The following is a 24,433-nucleotide window of genomic DNA, read 5'->3' as shown; positions in this document are numbered from 1 at the left end:
CGTCTCCTTCCCTGCTCCTTCCTCCCCTCAGCGCTCGTGGACGATGCGGCCGTCGAACACCGTCAGGTCCACCTCGGCTTCGGTGACGGTGTGCGGGTCCCGGTCCAGCAACGGGCGGTCCAGGACGCACAGGTCGGCGACCTTGCCGACCTCGATCGAGCCCTTCCACTCCTCGGCGAAGTCCTGACGGGCGGGGTGGGCTGTGTAGGCGCGCAGGGCCTCGGCGAGCGGCACGCACTGCTCGGGTCCGCTCGGGCGGCCGCTGGCCTTGGACTCCCGCAGCAGCATCGCGCTCACCCCCTGCCGCCAGTCGGGCTCGGTGATCGGGGCGTCGGAGCTTGCGCACACCCGCACCCCGGCTTCGACGGCGGACCGCACGGGCCACTGGTAGGCGGAGCGCTCGGGGCCGACGACCTCGTCCATCAGGTCGGAGATGGTCCACTTGATGGCCGGGTTCATGTTGACGCCGTAGCCGTGGGCGGCCAGCCTGGCGAGGCTGCGCGCGCCGACGAAGTCGCCGTGGATGACGTAGTGCCGGGCGTCGGGCCGCGGTACGGCGGCGTTCGCGGCGACGAACGCGTCGACGACCTCGTCGATGGCCCGGTCGCCGGTGACGTGCACGCCGAGCTGGAAGCCGGCCTCGTGGGCGACGCGGATCATCTCGCGCAGTTCGCCGCTGCGCAGCGCGGGCGTGTCGCCGTGCACGCAGAGCGCGCCGTGGCCGCCGCCGGAGTACGGCTCGTTCATCCAGGCGGTGCGGTTGGGGGGCACGCCGTCGGCGAAGATCTTGACGCCGACGGCGTTCAGCAGGCGCGGGTCCGCGGACTCGGGGCGGCGCAGCTCGGCCAGTCCCTTGCGGACGTCGTCGGCCGAGCCGCCCATCGGCGCGGGCAGCAGCAGAACGCTGACACGGGCCTCGAGTTCGCCGCTCGACGCGAGATCGGCGTAGGCCGTCCAGTTGTCGGTGCTCAGCCCACCGAAGAAGGAGCCCGCTCCGCCGGGGCCGAGGCCCGGTTCGGTGTAGCTGGTGATGCCGCGGGAGTGGAGTTCGCGCACCACGCCCTGGATCGCCCGGCGGCGCTGGTCGACGGTGGGCCTGGGCAGACCGACGTTGACGAGTTCCTGGGCGGCTTCGCGCAGGATGCCGGCGGGACGGCCGTCGGGGTCGGCGTCGATGACGCCGCCGGGCGGCGGCACGCTGTCCGCGTCGACGCCGCAGCGGCGCAGCGCGGCGCTGTTGACCCAGACGAGGTGCGAGGAGAAGTGGGTCAGGCAGACCGGGTTGTCCGGTGCGACGGCGTCCAGGTCACGGCGGTGCGGGAAGCGCCGGGGGTCGGCGAGGCACTCCGCCAGGTAGCCGGCGTCCCAGCCCAGTCCGACGATCCAGTCGCCGGGCCGCGCGGCGCGGGCCGCCCGGCCGACCGCGTCGGCGATGTCGGCGATCGATCCGACCGCCGGGTGGCCGACGTCGAGGGCGAACGGCGGCTTGGTCATGCCGTAGGCGGCTCCGTGGAGATGGGAGTCGTTGATGCCGGGCAGCACGGTCCGGCCGCCGAGTTCGACGAGCAGGGTGCCGGGTCCGGCCAGGGCGCGCATCTCCGCGTCACTGCCGACGGCGACGATGTCCCGGCCGCGCACGGCCAGACCCTCCGTCACGGTGAAGTCGTCGTCGACGGTCAGGACCTGGCCGCCGGTCAGGACGAGGGAGGGGGCGCTGTCGTTCACGTGAGTCCTCTCGGAGCGGGGGTGGAGCGGGTGTACCGGGGGAGGTGGTGCGCGGGCGGATCGGGAGTCGCGGGATGGTCGGCGGCGGGACGGACGGGGTTCACCGGTTCAGCCGGGGCCCGAAGAAGGCGAGCGCCGCGCCGGCGACCAGTGCGGCGCCCTGGGCCATCTGCTGCCAGAACGTCGGCACGCTCAGCAGTGTCAGCCCGTTCTGCAGACAGCCGAGGAACAGCACGCCGAGCAGGACGCCGAGAACGGAGCCGGACCCGCCGGTCAGCGCGACCCCGCCGAGGAGCACCGCGGTGAGCACCGTCAGTTCGAACCCCGCGCCGGAGGTGCCGGCGACGACGCTGTCCAGCACCGAGGCCTTGATCGCGCCGGCGAGCGCGGCCGCGACCCCCGTCACGACGAACAGCGCGAACGGGGTGCGGCGAACGCCGATGCCGGAGAGGTAGGCCGCCTCTCGGTTGACGCCGATCGCGAAGACATGCCGGCCGGCCGGGGTGAGCGCCAGGAACAGCGCGCCCGCCACGAGGACGAGGGCGGCGATCACGACCGGTGCGTCGATCCCGGCGATCCGGGCTCCGCCGAGCCAGGCGAAATCGGAGCCGAAACCGCTCAGCGGCAGCGGGAAGAGCTGCTGGGCGAAGCCGCGCACCGCCGTCAGCATGCCGAGGGTCACGATGAACGCGGACAGTCCCAGGTAGCAGCAGAGCACACCGTTGACGGCGCCGACCACCGCGCCCGCCGCCAGCGCGCCGAGCACGGCGACGGCCGGCGACTGGTGCTGCTCCCCGGCGAGCCAGCCGGCCACCAGGCCGCCGAGGGCGAGCGTGGAGCCTACGGAGAGGTCGAGGTAGCCGCTGATGACCAGCAGGGCCAGCGGCACGGCCACGATGGCGACCGCGGCGGCGTCGGTGGCGATCCCGCGCAGGTTGCCGGAGTCCAGGAAGCTGCCGGTCGTCGTCTCGAAGACGACCACCATGACGGCGAGGACGGGCAGCAGCGGCTGCCGCCGAACGGCTTGGAGCGCGGTGAGCGCCGGCGTGCGCGGGGCGGGCAGCAGACGGTCGGCCGAGGGGGCGTTGGTCGCGGTGGTCATGCCGCTCCGTTCGAGGTCGCGGTGGGTGTCGAGGTCGTGGTGAGTGTCGGTGTCGTGGCGGGTGTCGAGGCCAGTGACGGTGGCGGCTCGGGGGCAGGGGTCGCCGGTCGGGCGGCTTCGTGGACGGCCGAGAGCAGGGCGGTTTCGGTGAGTTCGGCGCCGGAGAGCTCGCCGGTCACCCGGCCGCCGGAGACGATCAGACAGCGGTGGGCGAGCGCGACGACCTCCTCGGGGTCGCTGGAGGCGCACAGCACGGCCGTGCCGCGCTGCGCGGCCAGCGAGGACACCACCTGGTAGATCTCCTGGCGGGCGCCGACGTCGACGCCCTGCGTCGGGTCGTCCAGGAGCAGGACGTCGACGTCGTGCGCCTCGTTGATCCACCGGCCGAGGACGAGCTTTTGCTGGTTGCCTCCGGAGAAGGCGGCCGCCGGCAGCCGGGGGTCGGCCGGTCGCAGCCCCACAGCGCCGGACAGCCCGGCGAACACCCGCCGTTCCGCGCGCAGCGCCCGCACCCCACGCCGGGCCAGGCCGCGCACCGACGGGAGCAGGGCGTTGTCCTGTGCGCTCAGCGCAGGGAACAGGCCCTGCCGGCGCCGGTCTCCGGGGACCAGGGCGATTCCCGCGGCGAGCGCGTCCGCGGGCCGGGCGACCGTGACGGTCCGCTCCCCGACGCGGACGGTTCCTCCCGCGGCGGGGCGTCTTCCGAAAAGGGTCTCGAGGATGCGGGTGCGTCCTGCGCCGATGAGGCCGTACAGCGCCACGATCTCGCCCTCGGCGACGTCCAGGTCCACGGGGCCGAAGCCCGGTCCTCGCAGGTCCGTCACCGTGAGACGGGCCGAGCGGGGGCGTCCCGGGCTCGGAAGCGGTGGCGGGAGCGGGAGCGGGAGCGGGGTGGCGTCGGACGCGTGCGCGGTCGTCCCGGGCCGGTCCCCCTGTTCGCAGGGTCCCTCGGACCGCTGTCCCCGGCCGTGCTCGACGCGGGCCCCTCCGGCGATGGCCTCGACCAGCTCCTGCCGGGTCCGTCCCGCCACCGTGGAGCGATGGGTGACACGGCCGTCCCGCAGCACCGTCACCGCGTCCGCGAGGCGTTCCACCTCGGCGAGCAGGTGGGTGACGTAGACGATGGCCAGGCCCTGGGCGCGCAGGTGCTCCACCCGTGCGGCGAGGGCGTCGGTCTCGGCCCCGGACAGGGCGGCGGTGGGCTCGTCCAGGACCAGTACCGAGGCGCTGCGGCTGAGCGCCTTGGCGATCTCGACCAACTGCCGCTGCCCCATGGGCAGTTCGCCGAGCCGGTCACGCGGTGAGCAGGTGGCGGCGACCCGTTCCAGCAGGCCCGCCGCCACCTCCTCCTGGGCGCGCCGGTGGACGGTCCCGTACCGGGTCCACTCCTGGCCCAGGAAGATGTTCTCGGCGACCGTGAGGGAGTCGACGACGCTGAGCGTCTGGAAGATGATCGCCACCCCGGCGGCGATGGACTCGCGCGGGCTCAGCCGCGTGTGGACGGTCCCGTCGACCTCCATGGTGCCGGTGTCCGGCGGGTAGGCGCCGCCGAGGCACTTGATCAGGGTCGACTTGCCGGCGCCGTTGTGCCCGAGGAGCGCGTGCACCTGTCCCGCCGGGACGGTGAGGTCCACGCCGTCCAGGGCACGGACGCCGCCGAACGTCTTGCCGAGGCCGCGGATGCGGAGGGTGGGCTCGGTCATGACGGCCGCGCCTAGGCGTTCTGGGCGAGCAGGGCGTCGATGCGCGCGGTGTCGCCCGGCCCGACGAGGGTGATCGGCACCTGGACGCTCGGGTTCGCCTTCCCTGCGGCGACGGCGACGGGCACGTCGACGACGGCGTCGGCGATGTCCTGCGGCGCGAGGGCGGCCGACGCGCGGTAGAAGGTGCCCTGTTTGATCGCCAGCAGGGAGGGGGCGGCGCCGTCCTGGCCGCCGACGAAGGTCCTGGCGTCGGTCGTGGCGCGGCCCGTCTGCTGCAGCGCCTTGTACGCGCCGTACGCGGCGGCGTCCGTGACCCCGAGGACGAGGTTGAGGTCGGGATGCTTGGCGAGCACCGCCCGGGCCTTCGACAGACCGGTGTCGGGGTCGATGGCCTGCTCCCGGGCGACGACGTCGACGCCCGGCGCGGCCTTGGTGAAGGCGTCGATCATGCCCTTGGTGCGCTCGCGGCCCAGCTGGATCGTGTCGTCGGTGAGGAAGGCGATCTTCCCCTTGCCGCCGAGCTGCTCCTGGGCCCACTTGGCGGCGGCCTCGCCGAGGAGGGTGCCGCCCTTGAGGAAGTTGAACTGGATGTCGGCGCTCTGGTGTTCCAGGGACCCTCCGTAGGTGACCCAGATCAGGCCGGCGTCCGTCGCGGCCTTCGCGATCGACTCGGTCGCCTCGAAGACCATGGGGAACGACACGATGGCGGGGATCTTCTGGGCGACCCAGGTGCGCAGGTTGCCGGCCTGGGCGTCGGCGCTCGCGGCGTCGTTGGTGGTCACCAGGGAGACGCCGCGCTTCTTCCCCGCGGCGGTGGAGAGCTTGACCAGCGCCGAGTAGAGCGGGATCTGCGTGAACGGGTAGTCCAGACCGATCTTCGTGAGGGTCTTCGCTCCGGCGCCCGACGCTCCCGCGGCCTGTGCGGAGCTCGCGCCCCCGCCCGGCGCCGAGCAGCCCGCGGCGCCCAGCAGGGCGGCGGCGACGGTCCCGCCGGAAAGACCGAGGAACTGCCGGCGCGAGGAGGGGGGCGGGGACGGGAATCTGTTCATGGCGGCGCTCTCCGAGGGTCGCGGCCCGGCCTCGCTGGCATCGGGCGTCGGGCTGTGCCGAACAGGAAAGTCCCGGGCGGCGCGTCCCGCCATCCGTACAAATACCGACCGGCCCCGGCGGCGGGGGGTCGTCGGCGCACTTCGGTCACGAAACGGCGAACGGCTTGTCGGACCGCCCGACGGGTCATACCGTTAGGGACCAAACGACACTCCTGGTCGTGGGTTTCCGGAGGCCCGCCATGATCAGCCACCAGCAGCTCGCGGCGGCCGCCCGCATCGGCATGCTCACCCGCGAACGGGACACCGCCTCGGCCTGCGCCCAGGCCCTGGACGAACTCGGCCGGGCCCTGCCCCTCGACGCGGCGACCCTGCTGGCGATCGACCCGCGCACCGGAACGCACGTGCAGCTCGCGGGCATCGGCTATCCGGCCGGGACGTCCGAGTCGCTGGCCGCCGAGTTCGCCTCGACCCCCTGGTACGCCAATGTCGTCCGGCAGGAGCTGCCCCCGTCCATCACCGAGGACGTGGAGGACACGACGTCCGGCGGACAGCGGTTCCGCAACGGCTGGTTCTACGCCGAGCGGGTCCGCCCGGCCGGCTTCCGGGACGCGCTGACCGGGGCTCTGCGCCATCACGGGCGCCTGGTCGGCCTGATCAACCTGTCCGTCGAGGGTCCCGGCGCGTACGACACGGACGCGCGGCGGCTGCTCTCCACGGTGCTGCCCGCCCTGGGGGCCCTCGCCGACCCGGTCGCGCACACCAGCGACGTGCACGACCTGCCGCCCGGAGCGGGCGCGAGCCTGGTCACGGCGGCGGGCGTCATCGACCTCCCCGGCCGTGAGCCCGCCGAGGTGCTGGCGGACGACGCGTTCGCCCGTCTGGTCACAGCGTTCACGGCCGCCGGCGGCCTGCGCCTGCGGGCGCTGTGGCCGGTGGGCCGCGCATGGCGGCGCGTGGTGCTGAGCCGGTCCACCGCGGGGTCGCCGCTGGCCCGGGACGCCGTCCTGGTGACCGAGACGCCCACCGAACTGCCGTACGGCCTGAGCCCGCGCGAGCTGGAGGTCCTCACCCGGGCCGCCCGCGGCCAGACCAATCAGGCCATCGCCCAGGCGCTGTTCCTGTCCCCGCGGACCGTGCACAGTCACGTCGAGCACCTGCTCCGCAAGACCGGCAGCGCCTCACGCGCCGAGGCCACGGCGCTCGCCCTGCGCGACGGCCTGCTGCGACCCACGGCGGAGGACCTGGAGCACTTCGTCGAACGCAGGCCGGCCCGCTGACGCCCCTCCCCCCGCACCGCGGCGCCGTCACGGGCGACGCAGGGACGCTCGCGTGACGGAAGTGTTGACCGAGGCAGGTGCAGAACCTATCTTTTGGCCGAGTTCACGAACGTCGTTCGACATATCGACAACGGCTAAGGGGTGGCATCTCCGCACCCCCGCACCCCCGCACCCCCGCACCCCCGCACCCCCGCACCCCCGCACCCCCGCACCAGAGGGAGTACTCCGTGACACCTGAGCTCACCCGTCGAACGGTCCTCGGCATGATCGCCGGATCGGCCGCGGCCGCCGTCACCGGCGTCTCGGCCGGTACCGCTCACGCCGCCGTGCCCGCGTCACCCGGTGCGACCTACACGAACACCATCGCCGAGCAGCGGGCCGACCCGCACATCTACAAGCACACCGACGGCTTCTACTACTTCACCGCCACGGTGCCGGCGTACGACCGCATCGTGCTGCGCCGCGCCACCACGATCCAGGGGCTCACCGCGGCCCCCGAGACGACCATCTGGACCAAGCACGCCAGCGGTGCGATGGGCGCACACATCTGGGCCCCGGAGATCCACGTCATCAACGGCACGTGGTACATCTACTTCGCCGCCGGGGACGCCGACAACATCTGGAACATCCGGCCCTACGTCCTGGAGTGCGCCGCCGCGAACCCGATCACGGGGACCTGGACGGAGAAGGGGCGTATCGTCCTGCCGCTCAGTTCCTTCTCCCTGGACGCGACGACCTTCGCCGTCAACGGCACCCGCTACCTCGCCTGGGCGCAGAACGACCCGGCCGTCGGCCCCGGCACCAACATCTACCTGGCGCAGATGTCCAGCCCGTGGACCATCACCGGCACCCCGGTCATGATCAGCCGGCCGACCGCCTCGTGGGAGACCGCCGGAGGGGAGACGGTCAACGAGGGTCCGGCCGTGATCCAGCGGGGCGGCAAGGTCTTCATGACGTTCTCGGCCAGCGCCACCGACGCCAACTACTGCATGGGCATGCTGACCGCGTCCGCCTCGGCCGACCTGCTCAGCGCCTCGTCCTGGGCCAAGTCCACGGGCCCGGTCTTCGCCGGGAACGCCGCCACCAGCCAGTACGGCCCGGGGCACAACCAGTTCACGGTCTCCGAGGACGGCAAGTCCGACATCCTCGTCTACCACGACCGCAGCTACAAGGACATCAGCGGTTCCCCGCTCAACGACCCCAACCGCCGCACCCGCGTCCAGAAGATCTACTGGAAGGCCGACGGCACGCCCGACTTCGGCATCCCGGTCGCCGACGGCCTCACCCCGATCCGGCTGTCCTCGTACAACTTCCCCGACCGGTTCATCCGGCACTGGGACTACCGCGCCAAGATCGAGGCGAACGTCGCCCCACTCGCCGACTCGCAGTTCCGCGTCGTCACCGGACTCACGGGCACCGGCACCGTCTCCCTGGAGTCGGCGAACTTCCCCGGCTACTACCTGCGCCACAAGAACGGCGAGGTGTGGGTGGAGAAGAACGACGGGACGTCGCTGTTCGCCGGCGACGCCTCCTTCACCGCCCGGCCCGGCCTCGCGGACTCCGCCGGAGTCTCCTACGAGTCGTTCGCCCTCCCGGGCCGCTACATCCGCCACTACAACTACCTGCTGTACGTCCAGGCTCCCAGCACGGCGACCGACCGGGCCGACGCCACCTTCTACACCCAGTAAGCCACGACCGCGGTCCGTCACCGCACTTCCCGACCAGGATCCACCACGCGCACACCGGCCCTCGTGGCCTGTGAAGTCAGGTGGACCCCTTCTCGTTCGGTGACGGCCGTGTGTGGATGTCGTGACCCCCCGGTCGGCGATGGACGTCTATGAACCCTTCGGTACTGATTCGGACGGCCGCCGCCCGGGGCGCGGGCTTGCAGCCCCTGTCGGCCGTGCAGTAACCACGTGAATCATGAACCTGTTCACCCGCAGCGCGTCCCCTCGGCGTTCGGCGCCCTCCGCCGCTCCCCGACGGCCCGCCGGCCCGGCCGCGTTCACCCCCGCCGACGCCGACGGCCGGCCGGACCCAGCGCTGGCCGCACTGACCGGCGAGTGGATGATCGACCCCGCGCACAGCCGTGTCGGCTTCTCGGTCCGGCACGCCCTGGTGACCACGGTGCGCGGAGCCTTCACCCGCTACGAGAGCCGCCTCTACTTCGACGGCCGGGACCCGGCCCGCTCGCGCGCGGAGATCGTGCTGGCCACCGCCAGCGTCGACACCGGCGTGGAACAACGCGACGCCCATCTGACCGGCCGCGACTTCCTGGACGCGGCGGCCTATCCGCGGATGCGCTTCGCCAGCACCGCCGTGCAGCTCGCGGGCTCCGACGTCTATCGCATGACCGGCGACCTCACCATCAGGAACGTGACACGGCCCGTCGTCCTCGAGCTCACCTACCTCGGCCACGTCGTCGACCCGTTCGGTTACGAGCGGGCGGGCTTCGACGGCACCACCACCATCGACCGTTCCGACTGGGGTCTGACGTACAACGCGCGTCTGGCGGAGGGCGGCGCGATGGTGAGCGAGAAGGTGCGTCTGCAGTTCGACATCGCCGCGATCCGGACCCCCGACGCGGGCTGACCCCGGACGGGCTCCTCGGCGGAGCCCCGCATCACCCGAGCTCACCCGGGCTCACCACGGCCGTCGGCGCCGCGCTCCCGCCCAGGTCGTCCGGTGAAAGCCCCGTCCGCCCGGCAGGCGGACGACGCCACTTCGCGACGACGCCCCTTCCGAACACGCCCGCGGGCGGGCCCGGCTCACCTCTCCGGTGCGCCGGTCGTCGCGCGGGGGCATCCGCCGTGCTGCGCCTCCGGCAGATAGCGCCCCGCCCACTCCTGCAGCTCGGCCAGGGCCGGCCCGAGGGCCACACCGGCCTCGGTGAGCCGGTAGGCGACGCGCAGCGGCGGCCCCGCGTCCACCTCGCGCACCACCAGACCGGCGGCGCCCAGCTCGCTCAGCCGGTCCGACAGCATGCGCTCACTGATGCCCGGAATGGCGCGGCACAGGTCGGAGAAGTGCACCGGGCGCTCCATCAGCACGGCCACGATCAGGCCGGTCCAGCGCTTGCCGAGCAACACGAAGACGCGCGTGAGCCCGCCGTCCACCGGTTTGCAGGACTCCCTGGCCGCTTCCTCCATGCCGGAAGTGTACGACAACAGGCCAAGGAGCTGAGAAAAAGTAAGCGACTGTGCTATCAATAGTTCCACACGGAACGGCAGCTCCTTACCGACGTCCAGTCATGCCGTCCCTTCACTTCGGAGACTTCTCATGGCCACGCTGCTGCACCTCGACTCGTCGCTCTTCCCCGAGTCCGCCTCCACCTCGCGTTCGGTCACGGCGGCCTTCCGCCGGGCATGGGAGGACCAGCACCCCGACGGCACGGTGATCCACCGGGACCTGGCGACCGACCCCGTGCCACACCTGGACGCCCTCACCGCGTCCGCCGGGTTCGCCGCGCCGGCCGACCACACCGCCGAACAGGCCGCGGCCTTCGCCCCACGGCTCGAGCTGATCGAACAGCTGGAGAACGCGGACGCCGTTCTGATCGGCGCGCCGATGCTCAACTTCACGATCCCCTCGACGCTGAAGGCCTGGCTCGACCAGGTGATCCTCATGGGCCGCACCGCGCCGGCCGAGGCATCGTCGGTCCGGGGCACCCCGGTCTACGTGGTGGCCAGCCGGGGCGGCTCCTACGCCCCGGGCTCTCCGCGCGAGGGCTACGAGTACGTACAGAACTACCTGCAGGCGGTCCTGGGCGACATGCTCGGCATGACGGTCGAGTTCATCGTCCCCGAGCTCACCTCCGCCCACTCCAACCCGGCCATGGCCGAGCTGATCCCGCTGGCCGAGGCCTCGAAGGCCAGGGCTCACGAGGAGGCCGTCACCAAGGGCAAGGCAGCCGCCGCAAAGGCCGCCGCCTAGGAAAGGGCCCGGCCGATCACGCTCGAAGCCGGACAGTGAGTGCTGCGTGCCGCAGCGGGTGCCCGGGCTGGTGAGCATCGCGTTGCTGCCGTAGTCCTCGACGAGCAACCCATGGTGCCGGTGAGGGTGTCGTCGTCGGGGGCGCAGACGGCCAAGGTGTCCTTGCGGCGTGGGTGCGCGTGGGGCTGGGCCAGGGCCTGGGCGAACGCGTCGTGGGCCCGGCCGGAGTCCATGCGGTCGATGCCGAGGTAGCGGGTGAGCAGACGGTGGGTCAGGATCCGCGTGAAGGTTCGTGATCGTCGGCGCGCAGTTCCCGCAGGCGCAGGTGCTCGCCGTGCAGTTCGGGCACCCGGTTCACCGGCCGTCCCCCGGGACGATGGTGAGCAGGAAACGGATGCTCTCCTCGCGGTCCAGGTGCCGGACGTCGTCGGCGCCCACCGAATGCGGCCCCCGCCACTGCCGCTGATCCGCGGACAGAGCTGGGACCCGCCTCGGACGTCCGCCCCGGGGGAGGCTCGTGGCGGTGGGTCACGACCGGTCCGTCGGACGGCCGCCGCTCCCCCAGTCAAGGCGGTCGGCCAGCCCGGCGGCGGCGAAGGCGCGCTGCAGCTCCTCGCGGCCCTCGGTGAAATGAGCCCAGCTGTCGTAGTGGACCGGGACCACGCGGCGGGCGCCGAGGATCCGCGCGGCCTCGGCCGCCTGGGCGCTGTCCAGGACGAGGGCTGCTCCGTCGTAGAGGCCGGCGATGCGGGGCGCGCCGGCGAAGAGGACCGCGGTGTCCACCGGCCCGAATCGGGCGGCCGTCTCCCGGACCGCGTCCAGGGAGGCGTTGTCACCGCTGACGTACACGGTGGGCAGTCCGTCGCCGGTCAGCACGAAGCCGACGACCTGTCCGGAGACCGGCTCGATCTCCTCCCGCGGACCGGGGCCGTGCACGGCGGGAACACCGGTCACGGTGACAGTGCCGCCGCCGGGCCGGTCCAGTGCGACGGACTCCCAGTCGGCCAGCCCCCTGGCACGGTCGCCGAGGCGCTCGCCGCCGCCCGGGGTCGTGAGGGTGAGCGGCACCTCGGCGAGAAGGGCGCGGCCGGAGCGGTCGAGGTTGTCGGCGTGCTCGTCGTGCGAGAGCAGGACCACGTCGACGGGGCCGAGGTCGGCGGGGCCGCCGGCGGCGGGCGCGGTCTTGGTGAGCGACGGCCCGCCCGGCGCCGGGTAGTCGCCGGGGTCGTCGAAGGTGGGGTCGGTGAGGAGGCGCAGGCCGCCGTACTCGAACAGGGCGGTCGGGCCGCCGAAGACGCGGACGGGGAACGGCTCGACGGTTTCGACAGAAGACGTCACGAAGAACACCTCACGGATGAGAAGACTTTATCCGTGAGGAACCGTAGTCGCTTCTCACGGATACAGGCAAGCCGTACCATGAGAGTCATGGATGCGTCCGCGACCACCGAACCCGCCGCACCGCCTGCGCCGGGCGAGGAACAGCACCCGGCCCTGGCCCTCGTCAACAGCACCGTCGCGCTGACCGGCGGCCGGTTCGCCGACTACCTCGGCACGCCCTCCGGGGCCGACCGGTGGCTCGCGGCTCACGACCTCGCACCGGCGGACGCCGGACTGCAGGAGTTCTGCGCCGGGCGACTGCGCTCCCTGCGGGAGCAGGTCCGCACCCTGTTCGCCTCGCGCGTCGCCGCGCTCCCGGCCCCGCCCACCGCCCTGACCGCCGTCAACGACGCCCTGACCGGGGCGCCGGCCGCCCCGCTCCTGCGGTGGGACGAGCGCAGCGGCTTCCACCGCGCGACCCCGCACCCCACGGACCGGATCGTCGACCACGCCCTCGCGGCCCTCGCCGCCGACGCCGCAGATCTGCTCACCGGAGCCGACGCCGAGCGCCTCACCGCCTGCGGCTCCACCCCCTGCACCCGCTACCTGCTGCGCCACGGCCGCCGCCACTGGTGTTCGACCCGATGCGGCGACCGCGCCCGCGCGGCCCGCGCCTACGCACGCCGCACCCGGCCGGAGAGCACCGGCTGAGCGACCGGGTGCGCCGCCCGTCGCCGTCGACGCCCCGGCCACCCACCGGACGGCGCCGTTCGAGAGAGCGGTCCCGGCTGCGGAGCCACGGCACGGGCCCGCGCCCGGCCGCGCCCCCGCCCCCAAGGCCAACCGCCCGCCCGCCCGCACAGCCGACCGCCCTCCCGCTCGGCCACCCGCGCCGCGACCTGCCGCCCGCTCGGCCTCAGCCTCGGACGAGGTGGATCCGGTAGGTGCGGGTCTGCGATCCGTCCTCGCCGGTCACGGTGACGATCGCCGATCGTCCGCCGGGCTCGTCGCGGTACGCGACGGCGACCTTCGCGTAGGGGTCGCGGGCCGTCGCCGTGACAAGGCTGCGGCCCGGTGCGCCGGTGACGACCCGGTAGGCGGTGGTCTCCGGGTCGAACGACGCGACCGGCTTGCCGGACACCTCGACGGATGCGGCGGCGGCGTCCGCGGCGACTCCCGGGACCTTGGCGAACACCTCGATCTCGCTCGCGGTGAGGTAGCCGCCCGGGCGCGCGGTCATGACGACCCGCACCGCGGACGCCGCCTTCGCCGTCACGGGGACGTCGACCACCGGCGCGCCCTCGCCACCGACCGCGACCGGGCCGCTCGCGTCCGCCCATGCCCCGGTGGCGGCCGGCCGGACCTGCACCTTCAGCGTCTCGGGGAACGAGGCGCTGCTCCCGTCCCGGTAGAAGTGCGTGACGATCCGGCTCAGGTCGCGCGCCCCGGGAAGGGTGAAGGTGATCGTGTCGGAGGGGTTCTTGGCGGTCCCCGGTTTCCAGTTGGACCAGGCCTTCTCGGACAGGTCCCCGTTGCGCAGGCGCTCCGCGGAGTACCCGCTCTCGGTGAACGTGGCCGCGACGGACACGCCGTCGTCCGCGGCGATGTTGGTCTGCACGGGTTCCGTGACCTGCACGCGCGCCGTCGCGTCGATCGTGCCGCCGCCCACGATGCGGGCGACGCCGCGCAGGGCGACGACTCCGGTCCCGTCGAACGACCCCTCGGGCGCCGGGTCCCACGTCACCGGAAGGTCGACCCGGCCGCCGTGGCGGCCGACGCCGACGACGGTGGCCGGGAGGTCCGGCGTACCGCCGACGTAGGTCTTCGCGCGGCCCACGAGGGTCGAGGCGATCGTGTCGACGGTGACGACCGCGACCGCCGGGAGCCTCCGCCCGAGGGGGTCGGTCGCCTCCCCCCTGACCCGCACCGTCCCGGGAGCGCGCCACGTCCGGTCGGACGGAAGCCTCCACACCACGGGGAGCGCGCCACGGGCGCCGTCGCGGAACACCGGCGTCACCGTCTTCGGCAGTTCGGGCCGCAGACCCGGGACGGTGAACGCGTCGGCGGGCTCGGTGCGCAGGACCGTCTCGTCGATCACGGACCAGCGCTGGTTCGCCGCGGAGGTCGGTGTGTAGGTGGACACCTTGGCCCCGTCCGCGGTCGACTGCCCGGCGACGTCGAGCAGCCGGCCGGTGGCGGCGTTGACGAACGTCCATGTGCCGTCGCCGGTCGTCGACATGATCCACTGTGCGGCTTCGGCGACCCCGTCCTTCTGCGGCTGCTCCAGAACGGCCTGGCCGTCGCGCACGGTGAGCAGTTCGCCGGTCCCGGTGCGGGCAAGGGCGTAGCGCTCACGGTTGTCGATGCCGCGCGTCAACTTGCGTACGAACCAGAGCTGTTGTGCACTGCCGGCGTCGTCGGTGCGCAGTACGACGCCGCTGCCGGCGTCCGAGGGCGCGAGCGACTTGCCGCTCTGGGCCCCCTGGAGTCGGTAGACGTGCCCGGGCTGGACGAGCGCGGCGTTCCGCGCCACGCCGCCGACCCCGTCGACGAGGAACGTCGTGACCGACTTGGCGGGGACGACGAGCGTGGCCGACCGGTCGGCCACGCGGACCGGCGTGCCGCGTACGAGGGCGCCGTCGGCGCTCGTCACCACGGGCGTGACGGAGGCCCCTCTGGCGACCCTGCCGAAGCGGGAGAGGTCGAGGGTGACCGAGCGCGCGGAGGTGCCGCCGTTGACGTGCACGACGGTGGCCGTACGGCCGGAGCTCTGCACCGCGGCGACGCTCGACGGTTCGTCGGCCTTCACGAAGTGATCGCCCGGACGGATGTAGTGGGTGAAGTTTCGGATGGTGTGGAACTTGGAGTTGGTGCGGATCGGGCAGGTCTGCAGGGTGTCCTCGGCCGTGCAGTTGAACGGCACGTGGATGCTGCCCCAGTTCTTGCCCGCCGCGGCCTGAGGGATCGCGTCCTCGATCGGCTGCCAGAACACCCAGGCCGAGGGCTCCAGTTCACGCATGTCCTCGACCATCCGGGTGGCCATGCCGAGCCCCGGCTCCATGCCGGTGAAGTCGGTGCCGGTGCCCCAGGTGCCCTCGACCTCGCTCATCCACAGTTTCTTGTCCGCGCCCTTGGCGATGTCGCGTGCGCTGGTGCGCATGCCCGTGCCGTAGGTGTGCACGTTGAGCTGGTCGACGGCGGCGCGGGCGGGCGCACCGTAGGCGTTCCAGTTCTGGGTGAACAGGGTGGGGTTGGTCTCGTCCATCGCGGAGATCCGCGCGTTCGTCTTCGCGCCCCGGAGTGCCTTGTCGAGCGCGAGGACCACTTTCTGCTGAAGCTCCGGTCCGGCGTGGGCGCCCTCCTGGCGTCCGCCCGTGGGCCGTCCGTCCGCGCCGATCTGGGTCCCCCAGTAAGGGGTGTTGGGCTCGTTGAGGGGGTCGATGGTGTCGAACTCGATCCCGTGCGCCTGCTCCAGACGCTCGGTCACCTCGGTGAGGTACGTGGCGAAGTCGTCGACGCGGTCGGCGCGGATCTGGTCGGCGCTCGCGTCGAAGCCTCCGGAGACGTATCCGCTGACGGTCTGGAACCAGGGCGGCGAGTTGCTGAAGGCCTCCCACCGGCTGACCTTGTCCTTGATCTGATCCACCCACCAGCGCTGGCCGGCGTCGGCGTCCGGGTTCCAGTGGTCTGGGTCGTTCGGGTCCCACCAGTCGACGTCCTGCCGCGTGGTGCCGTCGGGAGCCTTCCAGAAGCCCTCCATGGTGGCGCCCGGCTTCATGTAGTCCGTGCGGACGTCCGGAGCGTTGCCGCCGCCGATGTTGTACCGGGCGATGGTGAGGCCGAGGCCGTCCCACCGAACAGCATGTCCACCAGGCGTCGTCGGATGGGGTCGGGGTAGCGGCCCGTGGCGTTGGCGAACCAGACGAGGCTGGTGCCCCAGCCCTCGAACTCCTGCTGCCGGTAGGAGGGGTCGATGTGTACGGTGACCGCGCTCCGCGGCGTCGGATCAGCGCTCGCCGCGGGCGCGGCGACCACGAGACTCGCGCCGAGCGCCAGGGGAACCGCGGACGCCAGCGCCCGGACGATGCGATGCCGAGGGGACACAGCACTCCCTTTCACAACACAGAGCCGAACAGAACCGAACAGAAGGAATCGCGCTCTGGGCATGCTTGAGGATGGCCATGAACTCGTCAAGACGGCGGACGAGTCGGAACGCGGGGGCCGGCCTCCCGGCGTCCGATACATCCGCAAAGCGCTTGCATCCGTGTGCCGCGGGCGACGAAACCCGTCGACAGCACCCTGCGGCGCCCGGCAGAGTGACGGCCCATGACGAGCAGCGAACTGTGGACGCGAGCGACCGCCGACCGCTACGACGCCGAGGAGACCACGATGTCCTCGGCCGCCGTGCTCGGGCCCACGCTCGCCTTCCTCGCCGAGCTCGCCGGTGAGGGCCGGGCGCTGGAGTTCGCCATCGGGACGGGACGGGTCGGCGTCCCGCTCCGGGAACGCGGCGTGCCGGTCGCGGGCATCGAACTGTCCGAGCACATGACGGCACGGCTACGGCGCAAGATCGACGAGGAAGCCCTCCCGGTGACCGTCGGGGACATGGCCACCACCGTCGTCGACGGCGCGTTCACCCTGGTCTATCTCGTCTACAACACCATCACGAACCTGCTCACACAGGACGAGCAGGTCGAGTGCTTCCGCAACGCCGCACGTCATCTGGCGCCCGGCGGCCGATTCGTCGTCGAGCTGAACGTACCGCCGCTGCGGTTCCTGCCGCCCGGCCAGGTCGCGGTGCCGTTCGACGTGTCCGAGCGGCATCTCGGCTTCGACACCTTCGACCTCGTCGAGCAGGTCCTCGTCTCCCACCACCTCACCCGCGACGGCGACGACGACGGCCGCTACCGCCGCGACGCCTCCCGGCACCGGTACGCCTGGCCGGCCGAGCTCGACCTGATGGCACGGATCGCCGGGCTCGAGCCGGAACGCCGCGTCGCCGACTGGGACGGGTCACCGTTCACCCAGGACTCCACGAAGCACATCTCGGTGTGGCGCAAGCCGCTCTGAGGCCGGCCGCCGGGCCGTCGGCGGGCGCACGGGCCGCTCGCCCGCGGCGCCGCCTCACCCTCCGTGTCCGTCACGCGATCCGCTGGTGTGGGCGAAGCGACGCCCGGTGTTATTCAATGAGGTGTGCGGTCAGGGATCTCGGGGCCCCGTCGCACGGGTCCGAGTAACGCACCCGGCGCTGGGCCGGGGAATGCCGAGAGAGCAGCATGGACTCCACGCCGTCGCCCTCGTCCTCATCCCCGTTCGACCTGCTCAGCAGCGCCCTGGGACGCTACTCCTCGCGCGGTGGCCCGGCAGCGGCCGCAGGATCGGCCGGCGCGCAGGGCGGCCATGCCCCCCGCCCGCAGCCGCCGGACGACCCGGCAGCCGACCGCCAGGACCAGATCCTCGGCGTGGTGAGCCTGGACGGGGATCTGCGGATCACCCGCTGCAATCTCGAAGCCGCCGTGTTCACGGGTCTGGACGCCGCGGTCGGACGCCCGTTCGCGGATCTCCTGCCCCCGGGGGACGTGCCCACGGTCACCCGGCGGTTGCGGCAGGTCCTGGACATAGGTGAGGCGCACGTCGCCCGCATCCAGCGTCTGCGGCGCCACGACGGGTCGGAGCTGGTGGTCTCCATGAGCATCCTCCCCGCGGCGGCGCCCCAGCACGGGCTGACCGTCTCCTTGATCGCCATGGCCAGGCGGCTGCACCTGTACGCCGCCGAGACCGCGATCGGCACCTCGCTCGACATCGGCGAGACCGCGCAGTCACTGGCGGAGTCCCTGCTGGCGTGGGGAGACGTGGCCGCCGTCGACCTCGACTTCGCCGTGTGGACGGGCGAGGGGGTCACCGAGCACGCACAGGGGCGCATCCGGCTGCGGCGGGCGGCCCTGGTGCCGGACCGGGTGTGGCCCGCGGGGTACACGACTCCCGGCGACGATCTTCCGAACGACGCGAGCCGCCTCCTGGCGCAGGCGGTGCGACGGGACGACGCGCCGCAGGCCATCGTCATACCGGACCGGGAGGCGGTGGAGCGGCTGCTCGGCAGTCCCCGGGTGATCCGGGCCCTGGTGCCGGGCGACCGCTCGGCGAGTGTGGCGTGCATACCGCTGGTCCTGGACGGCAGGCCGCCCGTCGTGCTGGGCGTGGCGGAGGTCTGGCGGCGGGCGGACTGCCCCTTCCGCGACAGCGAGCTGTTCGACCTGCAGGAACTCGTGGCCAGGACCGCCCATCACGTCGACCTGGCCCGTCAGCACCACCGCGAGCACACCCAGGTGCTGGCGCTGCAGCGCAGGCTGTTGCCCCGGACGAGCGGCCACACCATGGAGATCGCCAGCGTCTACCAGCCCGCCACCCCCGACAGCGCGGGCGTCGGCGGCGACTGGGTGAACAGCTTTCCGCTGCCCGACGGGCGTACCGCGCTGGTGGTCGGAGACGTCGTCGGGCACGGCCTGGGGGCCGCGGCGACCATGGGCCAGCTGAGCATGGAGGCACGCGCCCTGCTGTCCGCAGGGCTGGCGCCCGACGAGGTGCTGGAGCACCTGGACGAGACCGTGACCTTGCTGGACGACGCGGATTCCGGGCTCGCGGCCGGCTACAGCGCCCTCGGCTCCACCTGCTGCATCGCCCTCTACGACCCGGTCGGCCACCACGTGACGCTCTCCAGCGCCGGCCATCTCCCGCCGGTCCTGGTGCTCCCGAACGGCCGGGCGGGCCCGCTCGCGGTCACCCCTCACCCCGGCCTCGGCGCCGAGTTCGCGCTGCGGGAGCCGTTCGACGTCCACACGTTCGACGCACCCCCGGGTTCCCTGCTCGCCCTCTACACCGACGGCCTGGTGGAGGACCCGGCCCTGTCGATCGACGAGGGGATCGGCAGGCTGGCCGACACCATGTCCGCGGTGCATCCGTGGGACGCCCTGCAACAGGCCGCCCGGCACCTCGTCGCCACGCTGGCGCCCGTGCGCAGGCGCGACGACGTGACGCTGCTGCTCGTGCGCACGATCGGCTACCGCAAGGAGGACACCGCGACCTGGCGGCTGCCCGCCCGCGACGACGCGCCCGCCCGGGCCCGCGCGCACGTCGACACGCTGCTGCGGCGATGGCACACCAGGGACGACATCCGGGACGACGTGACACTGCTCGTCGGCGAGCTGGTGACGAACGCCGTGCGGTTCGCCACGGGCCCCGTCACGGTACGCCTGATCAGGGCCGGTGACGGCCTGCTGTGCGAGGTGGGCGACACCGGCAACGGCAGGCCGCGTCTGAGCCGGGGCGGTCTCCTCGACGACGGCGGGCGCGGACTGCACATCGTGCACCGGCTCACCACCCGGTGGGGGGTGCGGTGGACGGACACCGGCAAGGTGGTCTGGGCGGAAGTCGCGAGGTGAGACGGCAGCCGGGCAGGCCGGGGCGGTACGGCGACCAGGCGCGGGCGCGCCCTACAGCCACTCCCCTTCCAGGGCGGTGGCGGTGAGTCCCGGCGCCGCCGCGTACAGGACGGCGCGATCGCCCGACTTCTGGCCGGCGTCGTGCGCCCGCCTCAGGATGTCGAAGACGGCGGCGCCTCCGCGGTTGCCGCTGGTGTAACTCTCCCGGCTGTGGTCCAGCAGACCCGACGGCCAGGTGTCGGGCATCGTCTGCTCCATGTACTCCAGCACCCGGGTCCCGCCGGGGTGCGCCAGCAGCACGTCGGGGTGCCAGGCGTCGGGGGCGTCCTCGTAGCGGACGCGCAGCCACTCCCACATCGCGGTGACCGTCTCCTGCACGGCGCGCGGCCCGCGGCGGTCCATCACGAAGTGGGCGCCGTCGGCCCGCGTCTCCAGGCGGTGCAGGTCCTGGGTGCCGGGCAGGGTGTGATGCCAGGCGGCGTCGAGCCTCAGCACCGACTCGTGCCTCGGGCGGCCCGTGACCACCGCAGCTACCGCGGTGTCCGCGAACAGCAGCCGGACGATCAGGGACTCCAGGGTGTCGTCCGCGGGCTGGTAGGTCGTGCTCAGCGCCTCCGAGATCACGACCAGGACCACGCGGTCGGGGTCCGCGGCCACGAGGTCCGCCGCCAGCGCCAGGGAGCGGGTCCCCGCGACACAGGCCCACTGCGTGGCCGGCAGCAGCATCGTGTCGTTGCGGAGCCCGAGCCTGTTGGACAGGGCGAGATCCAGACCCGGCAGCGCCGGGGTGGTGGAGTGACTGGTGATCAGGCAGTCGACGTCCGCGGCGTCCAGGCCGGCGATCTGCAGGGCCCCGCGGGCCGCGCGCTCCCCGTAGGACTGCACGGCCTCCCAGGCCGGCGCGGTGCGCTCCTGGACGGTCTGCGGCGCGGGTATCGCTTCGAGGGCTGCGATCACGCGGTCCACGTCCTGCGGGCTGAACCCGTCGCGTGCCAGCGCCTCTTGGGCGGGTCCGACACCGCAGGTCCGCAGGCCGCCGCCGTCGCCGGGCGCGACGGCGGTCTCCAGCGGCAGCATCCAGCCACGGGTCTCTATGCCCGTGCTTGCGGCGATGCCGTCGATCCGCGGGGCCCACGGCGCGTGCGGGTGCCGGTCGCGGACCTCCGCCACGATCTGGCTGGTCCGCACAGTGTGCTCGCCGTGGATCACGGCAGGGGGACAGAGGTAAGCGGCCATGATGGTGCACCCTTTCGAGGGGAACGAGGAGGAACGTCACGAGGACGGCGTCATGGGCCACTTCGGAACTTCGCGCCCATGCCGAGGGGCTCCGCTTCGGGAGTCGCTGTGTGCGTGTCGAGCATGGACGCCAAAGGGACATTTCCGCTGTGACTCACACAACTTGGGCGACCCTTGAAGTGCGTGATACCGCACACATCGCGACAACGGGGACTTTCGGCGCGACTCCGCATCCGCGACCTGACCTGCCGTCAGCCTCCGCCCCGACGGTGCCCTCACCCGGCTCGCGAGCACCTCCCCACACGCGGCGCCGCCCCCGGGGCGACGGAGGTGGCGCGGTCAGCCGATCTTGATCACGCGGTGACCACGACTCTCCGGACGAGGCCCCGACCCACCCCCGCGGGGGGGAGCGGACGTCCTCCCGGCGGCCGCCGTGTCCGCGCGACCGGATCAGCCTCGTTCGGGGGACCTGCCGGGCGTCGCGCAGTTTCCCCCAGCAGACGCCGGAGACACCTTTCAACGGACTTCCCACGCGCTGTCACCTTGACGTTCGCACCGAGCCACTCGGGTGCGCGACCTGGTGGGACACCCTTGGACCTGTGGCTTTCCACGATCCCGGCCGCCGAAGTCAGCACGGAACCAGCCGGGCGGCGGCCGCCTCGAGCTACGTCGGCGGCTACAGACGTACCGGCACGGACTCGGCAGCCGTCGGCAACCGGACGAAGAAGACCAGGCCCGCCGGGACCGGTGCCCGTCCTATATCCCGGTGACGGACGCGCCGCCCGGTTCCGACGATCAGGCGCATGTCAGCCGCCCCGGTGCCCATGCGCCACCGCCCGTTCCGTCACCTCTTCATCGGTACGACGGCCAATCTGCTCGGCAACGGAGCGGCGCCGATCGCCCTGGCTTTCGCCGTGCTCGACGCCACCGGCTCGGTCGGCTCGCTCGGGTTGGTGGTCGGCGCCCACTCCCTCACCGGCATCGTCTTCCTGCTGTACGGCGGGGTGTTGGCGGACCTGCTGCCGCGCGGCCGGCTGCTGGTCGGCAGCAGCGTGGTCAGCGCCGCGAGCCAGGCGGTGGTCGCTGCCCTGGTCCTCACCCACCACGCCGCCATCCCTTGCTGATGGCGCTCGCCGCGGTCAACGGGGCGTCGAGTTCCTGCTACCAACCCGCCGCCCAGGCCCTGCTGCCCCAGACCGTGCCGGCCGAGGCCCGCCGCGCCGCCCTCGCGCTCTCCCGGATCGCGGGCAGCAGCGCGGCGATCGTCGGCGCCTCGCTGGGCGGCCTCCTGGTCGTCGCGGTCGGCCCCGGCTGGGGCCTGACCGTCGACGCCCTCAGCTTCGCGCTCGCCGCCGTGCCCTTCGCGCTGGTCCGCGTGAAGGCCGCGCCGCCCTCGCCCAGGGCCGGCATCGTGCACGAACTGCGCGTCGGCTGGCGTGAGTTCACCTCGCGCACCTGGGTGTGCGTGATCGTGGTGGCCTTCTGCTTCCTCAACGCCGGCGTCACCGCCTCGTTCACCGTGCTGGGCCCGGCCGTCGCCGACACCACCGGAATCGGCCGCACCGGCTGGGGCCTGGCCGTCGCCGCGTCCTCGCTCGGGGCGGTCGCCGGCGGCGTGCTGTCGCTGAGCTGGCGGCCCCGGCGGGCGATCCTGGTCGGCTGCGCGCTGATGGGCCTGATGGCGAGGCCCCCGCTGCTGCTCGCGCTCGCCCCGCACACCTGGCTGCTGGTGATCGCGAACTTCGTGGCGGGCCTGGGCGCCGTGGCAGCCGCTCCCGCTTTCCTCTGGCGATGAATCCGGCAACGGGGCGTACCGGCGAAGGGCACCCCGCTCACCTTGCCCGGGCCCACGGTCGCCACCGGCCACCGGCTTCCGGCTGCGCGGCTGTCGGTGCGACGGTCCGCATGTCTCCCCGCTGCGCCATGACGGGCCCGTGGACTTCGAGCCGTACCGGGGTGAACTGCTGGTCTGCTGCTACCGGATGCTGGGCTCGTTCCACGAGGCCGAAGACCTGGTGCAGGAGACGATGCTGCGCGCCTGGAAGGCCCACGACCGGTACGACCGCACACGCGCGTCCGTGCGGACCTGGCTGTACCGGATCGCGACCAACGCCTGCATGACCGCGCTGGAGGGCCGGGCGCGGCGGCCGTTGCCGTCCGGGCTGGGCACGCCGAGCGAGGATCCCGGGGCGGCGCTCACCCCTGCCCTCGACATCCGGCGTGACACCACGGCTTCGTCAGGAAGCTCATGGGCGAGTCTCCCCACGCTGTCTACCGGAGGCTCCGGTGGAACTACGCAATCGAATACGCAGGTTCTCCGGTTCTCCGGTCGGGGCGCGCCGAAGCTCTTCGATACGGCCCATGAAACGTGCAGGTCATAGCCTTCGTGGATCGTGGACGACGGCTTGTGGGCGCTGATCGAACCGTTCTTCCTGCACGAGGACGGCACCTGCACCGGGGGGCGGCCACTTCAGCGTCACCCGTGACGAGTTCGCCTTGGCGGACCGCACCGCAACTGTCATAAGTCGGTGCTGCACGGCCAACTCAGGCACCGCCTCAGCTGGTTCGTACCGCCTGCGTCAAGGCGGTGAGAATGCGGCGAGTCTTGTTCTCCGAATTCTCGGAGAGGGTCACCCCGCGCTCGCGCACCGCGTCCTCCAGCTTCCGCTGTTTACGCTCCGCCCTGGCGGTCAGCTTCTCGGCGTCGTCCTCGTCCTTGGGCTTCACTCGCAAGGACACCTCCAGGAACTCGAGATCGACGGCCGACCACGTCTCCAGGTCCACCTCGAGGTCGTCGAGCGGAACGTCGTCGGCCTTCGCCGAGAGGACAGGGCCCAGCGCGACCAGCCCGTCGAGCGGAACCGCGGGCCCGCAGGTGGACAGGAACTGCTTCTGCAGGGCGTCGATCGCACGGGTGGGATCTGCTCCGGGTTCCACCGCGTCCGACAGAGTCCCCGGGGAACACGTACGCACCGCGGAGGCCGCGAGCACCCGGCCCGCCGCCGACCAGTCCTCCTCGATCTTGTAGGTGAAAGGTTCCTCCTTGAAGGCCTCGGAGAACCGGCCGATCAGTTGTGCAACAGTGCACGGGCGCAGCTTGACGGTCAGGTCGTCCGAAGCGGCACCGATTCTGAACCGTATGATCCCGCCGCTGTCCAGAAGCGGAAGCCGCCCCTCGGCCACGCCTTTCGCCTCTTCGGCGAACCAGATGAGACGCGTCGCCATCGCGTCCTGGGTCCCCCCGAGGGCCGACAGCGCCGCGGAGACGTCGCCCTCTACGTTGACCTTGATCTCGACCGGGTGCAGGTTCATGGCTTGGCTCCAGTTCGCCTCGGTGGCTTGTGCGTCTCCACTCGTGGACGGGGCGCCTTCTCCCCGTCACGGGCAGCTGGTTGTGTCGAGACAGACAGGCCGCCTCCTCGCCCACTGCCGGCATTCAGGTATGCGGTCGATTGCTCCGACCTGTTTTCGCCCCGCAACACTGGGCCGTCCCGGAAGCGGAGGATGCGTGACCAGGATCGAAGGCAAGGTGAACTCGTCTTTCCAGTGTGTGCCCTGGAGCGCGCCTTCGCAGTGCATGGCCGGGTCGAAGGGACCGGCGCAGTAACCTGCACAGCCGAAAATCGCTCCGAAGAGGCGCGGCAGACACCGC

17 protein-coding genes and 2 pseudogenes are annotated in these 24,433 nt (G+C 72.5%); 10 read left to right on the top strand and 9 right to left on the bottom strand.

The annotated features are described in order from the left end of the window. Nucleotides 1-27: 27 nt before the first annotated feature. The 4 genes from OHS82_RS38160 to OHS82_RS38145 form a co-directional block, all read right to left on the bottom strand. On the bottom strand, nt 28-1,725 hold the full coding sequence (locus tag OHS82_RS38160; protein WP_328435525.1) for an amidohydrolase: 1,698 nt from the start codon (nt 1,723-1,725) through the stop codon (nt 28-30). 100 nt (nt 1,726-1,825) lie between these two features. Further along, entirely contained in the window at nt 1,826-2,827 is a 1,002-nt protein-coding gene (locus tag OHS82_RS38155) for an ABC transporter permease (RefSeq protein ID WP_057581427.1), read from the bottom strand. Beyond that, complete coding sequence (locus OHS82_RS38150; protein WP_063894293.1) at nt 2,824-4,530, bottom strand: sugar ABC transporter ATP-binding protein; 1,707 nt, start codon at nt 4,528-4,530, stop codon at nt 2,824-2,826. Before OHS82_RS38150 ends, OHS82_RS38155 begins: the two co-directional genes overlap by 4 nt. 11 nt (nt 4,531-4,541) lie before the next feature. Further along, complete coding sequence (locus OHS82_RS38145; RefSeq protein WP_057581425.1) at nt 4,542-5,579, bottom strand: sugar ABC transporter substrate-binding protein; 1,038 nt, start codon at nt 5,577-5,579, stop codon at nt 4,542-4,544. Between the two features lie 239 nt (nt 5,580-5,818). Here OHS82_RS38145 and OHS82_RS38140 point away from each other — a divergent pair, with 239 nt between their 5' ends. The 3 genes from OHS82_RS38140 (at nt 5,819) to OHS82_RS38130 (ending at nt 9,448) form a co-directional block, all read left to right on the top strand. Further along, nucleotides 5,819-6,856, top strand: a complete 1,038-nt coding sequence (locus tag OHS82_RS38140; RefSeq protein WP_057581424.1) for a helix-turn-helix transcriptional regulator — start codon at nt 5,819-5,821, stop codon at nt 6,854-6,856. Between the two features lie 263 nt (nt 6,857-7,119). Then, the gene (locus tag OHS82_RS38135) at nt 7,120-8,544 is read left to right on the top strand and encodes a family 43 glycosylhydrolase (RefSeq protein ID WP_057581804.1); all 1,425 of its coding nucleotides are present in this window, start codon (nt 7,120-7,122) and stop codon (nt 8,542-8,544) included. 235 nt (nt 8,545-8,779) lie between these two features. Beyond that, on the top strand, nt 8,780-9,448 hold the full coding sequence (locus tag OHS82_RS38130; RefSeq protein WP_057581422.1) for a YceI family protein: 669 nt from the start codon (nt 8,780-8,782) through the stop codon (nt 9,446-9,448). A gap of 176 nt (nt 9,449-9,624) precedes the next feature. On the opposite strand, the gene OHS82_RS38125 is transcribed toward OHS82_RS38130, so the two are convergent. Then, on the bottom strand, nt 9,625-10,005 hold the full coding sequence (locus OHS82_RS38125; protein WP_057581420.1) for a winged helix-turn-helix transcriptional regulator: 381 nt from the start codon (nt 10,003-10,005) through the stop codon (nt 9,625-9,627). Between the two features lie 130 nt (nt 10,006-10,135). On the opposite strand from OHS82_RS38125, the gene OHS82_RS38120 reads away from it, so the two are divergent. Continuing rightward, complete coding sequence (locus OHS82_RS38120) at nt 10,136-10,789, top strand: FMN-dependent NADH-azoreductase (protein WP_057581418.1); 654 nt, start codon at nt 10,136-10,138, stop codon at nt 10,787-10,789. Nucleotides 10,790-11,317: 528 nt separating this feature from the next. Here the strand turns inward: OHS82_RS38120 and OHS82_RS38115 are convergent. Then, nucleotides 11,318-12,127: an MBL fold metallo-hydrolase gene (locus OHS82_RS38115; protein WP_057581803.1), complete on the bottom strand. Its 810-nt coding sequence runs from the start codon at nt 12,125-12,127 to the stop codon at nt 11,318-11,320. 87 nt (nt 12,128-12,214) lie between these two features. Here OHS82_RS38115 and OHS82_RS38110 point away from each other — a divergent pair, with 87 nt between their 5' ends. Then, a complete protein-coding gene (locus OHS82_RS38110; protein ID WP_328435516.1) occupies nt 12,215-12,817 on the top strand; it encodes a CGNR zinc finger domain-containing protein in 603 nt (200 codons plus the stop codon). A gap of 205 nt (nt 12,818-13,022) precedes the next feature. Here OHS82_RS38110 and OHS82_RS38105 read toward each other — a convergent pair. Next, nucleotides 13,023-16,210 (bottom strand): annotated as a pseudogene (locus tag OHS82_RS38105) (RICIN domain-containing protein). A gap of 222 nt (nt 16,211-16,432) precedes the next feature. Here OHS82_RS38105 and OHS82_RS38100 point away from each other — a divergent pair. Further along, on the top strand, nt 16,433-17,176 hold the full coding sequence (locus OHS82_RS38100; protein ID WP_328435514.1) for a class I SAM-dependent DNA methyltransferase: 744 nt from the start codon (nt 16,433-16,435) through the stop codon (nt 17,174-17,176). Between the two features lie 206 nt (nt 17,177-17,382). Next, a complete protein-coding gene (locus tag OHS82_RS38095) occupies nt 17,383-19,545 on the top strand; it encodes an ATP-binding SpoIIE family protein phosphatase (RefSeq protein ID WP_057581411.1) in 2,163 nt (720 codons plus the stop codon). Nucleotides 19,546-19,596: 51 nt separating this feature from the next. On the opposite strand, the gene OHS82_RS38090 is transcribed toward OHS82_RS38095, so the two are convergent. Next, complete coding sequence (locus tag OHS82_RS38090; RefSeq protein ID WP_057581409.1) at nt 19,597-20,781, bottom strand: polyketide synthase; 1,185 nt, start codon at nt 20,779-20,781, stop codon at nt 19,597-19,599. An 803-nt stretch (nt 20,782-21,584) separates the two neighbouring features. On the opposite strand from OHS82_RS38090, the gene OHS82_RS38085 reads away from it, so the two are divergent. From OHS82_RS38085 to OHS82_RS38075, 3 genes and pseudogenes are all read left to right on the top strand, one after another. Next, nucleotides 21,585-21,905, top strand: a complete 321-nt coding sequence (locus OHS82_RS38085; protein WP_328435511.1) for an MFS transporter — start codon at nt 21,585-21,587, stop codon at nt 21,903-21,905. Beyond that, nucleotides 21,905-22,576, top strand: coding sequence for an MFS transporter (locus OHS82_RS38080; protein WP_328435509.1), 672 nt, complete (start codon nt 21,905-21,907; stop codon nt 22,574-22,576). Before OHS82_RS38085 ends, OHS82_RS38080 begins: the two co-directional genes overlap by 1 nt. A gap of 139 nt (nt 22,577-22,715) precedes the next feature. Then, nucleotides 22,716-22,997 (top strand): annotated as a pseudogene (locus tag OHS82_RS38075) (sigma-70 family RNA polymerase sigma factor); the annotation flags it as partial. Nucleotides 22,998-23,337: 340 nt separating this feature from the next. On the opposite strand, the gene OHS82_RS38070 reads toward OHS82_RS38075, so the two are convergent. After that, entirely contained in the window at nt 23,338-24,093 is a 756-nt protein-coding gene (locus OHS82_RS38070) for a hypothetical protein (protein ID WP_057581405.1), read from the bottom strand. Between the last annotated feature and the right edge of the window lie 340 nt (nt 24,094-24,433).

It is taken from the genome of Streptomyces sp. NBC_00425 (genome assembly GCF_036030735.1).
Lineage (GTDB): Bacteria > Actinomycetota > Actinomycetes > Streptomycetales > Streptomycetaceae > Streptomyces.
This window is presented reverse-complemented; position numbering and strand designations above follow the sequence as displayed.

Excerpts from the sequence above, each read along its gene's own strand:
- OHS82_RS38155 (WP_057581427.1), bottom strand. The coding sequence starts at position 2,827 with ATGACCACCGCGACCAACGCCCCCTCGGCCGACCGTCTGCTGCCCGCC.
- OHS82_RS38150 (WP_063894293.1), bottom strand. The coding sequence starts at position 4,530 with ATGACCGAGCCCACCCTCCGCATCCGCGGCCTCGGCAAGACGTTCGGC.
- OHS82_RS38145 (WP_057581425.1), bottom strand. The coding sequence starts at position 5,579 with ATGAACAGATTCCCGTCCCCGCCCCCCTCCTCGCGCCGGCAGTTCCTC.
- OHS82_RS38140 (WP_057581424.1), top strand. The coding sequence starts at position 5,819 with ATGATCAGCCACCAGCAGCTCGCGGCGGCCGCCCGCATCGGCATGCTC.
- OHS82_RS38135 (WP_057581804.1), top strand. The coding sequence starts at position 7,120 with ATGATCGCCGGATCGGCCGCGGCCGCCGTCACCGGCGTCTCGGCCGGT.
- OHS82_RS38130 (WP_057581422.1), top strand. The coding sequence starts at position 8,780 with ATGAACCTGTTCACCCGCAGCGCGTCCCCTCGGCGTTCGGCGCCCTCC.
- OHS82_RS38125 (WP_057581420.1), bottom strand. The coding sequence starts at position 10,005 with ATGGAGGAAGCGGCCAGGGAGTCCTGCAAACCGGTGGACGGCGGGCTC.
- OHS82_RS38120 (WP_057581418.1), top strand. The coding sequence starts at position 10,136 with ATGGCCACGCTGCTGCACCTCGACTCGTCGCTCTTCCCCGAGTCCGCC.
- OHS82_RS38110 (WP_328435516.1), top strand. The coding sequence starts at position 12,215 with ATGGATGCGTCCGCGACCACCGAACCCGCCGCACCGCCTGCGCCGGGC.
- OHS82_RS38100 (WP_328435514.1), top strand. The coding sequence starts at position 16,433 with ATGACGAGCAGCGAACTGTGGACGCGAGCGACCGCCGACCGCTACGAC.
- OHS82_RS38095 (WP_057581411.1), top strand. The coding sequence starts at position 17,383 with ATGGACTCCACGCCGTCGCCCTCGTCCTCATCCCCGTTCGACCTGCTC.
- OHS82_RS38090 (WP_057581409.1), bottom strand. The coding sequence starts at position 20,781 with ATGGCCGCTTACCTCTGTCCCCCTGCCGTGATCCACGGCGAGCACACT.
- OHS82_RS38085 (WP_328435511.1), top strand. The coding sequence starts at position 21,585 with ATGTCAGCCGCCCCGGTGCCCATGCGCCACCGCCCGTTCCGTCACCTC.
- OHS82_RS38080 (WP_328435509.1), top strand. The coding sequence starts at position 21,905 with ATGGCGCTCGCCGCGGTCAACGGGGCGTCGAGTTCCTGCTACCAACCC.
- OHS82_RS38070 (WP_057581405.1), bottom strand. The coding sequence starts at position 24,093 with ATGAACCTGCACCCGGTCGAGATCAAGGTCAACGTAGAGGGCGACGTC.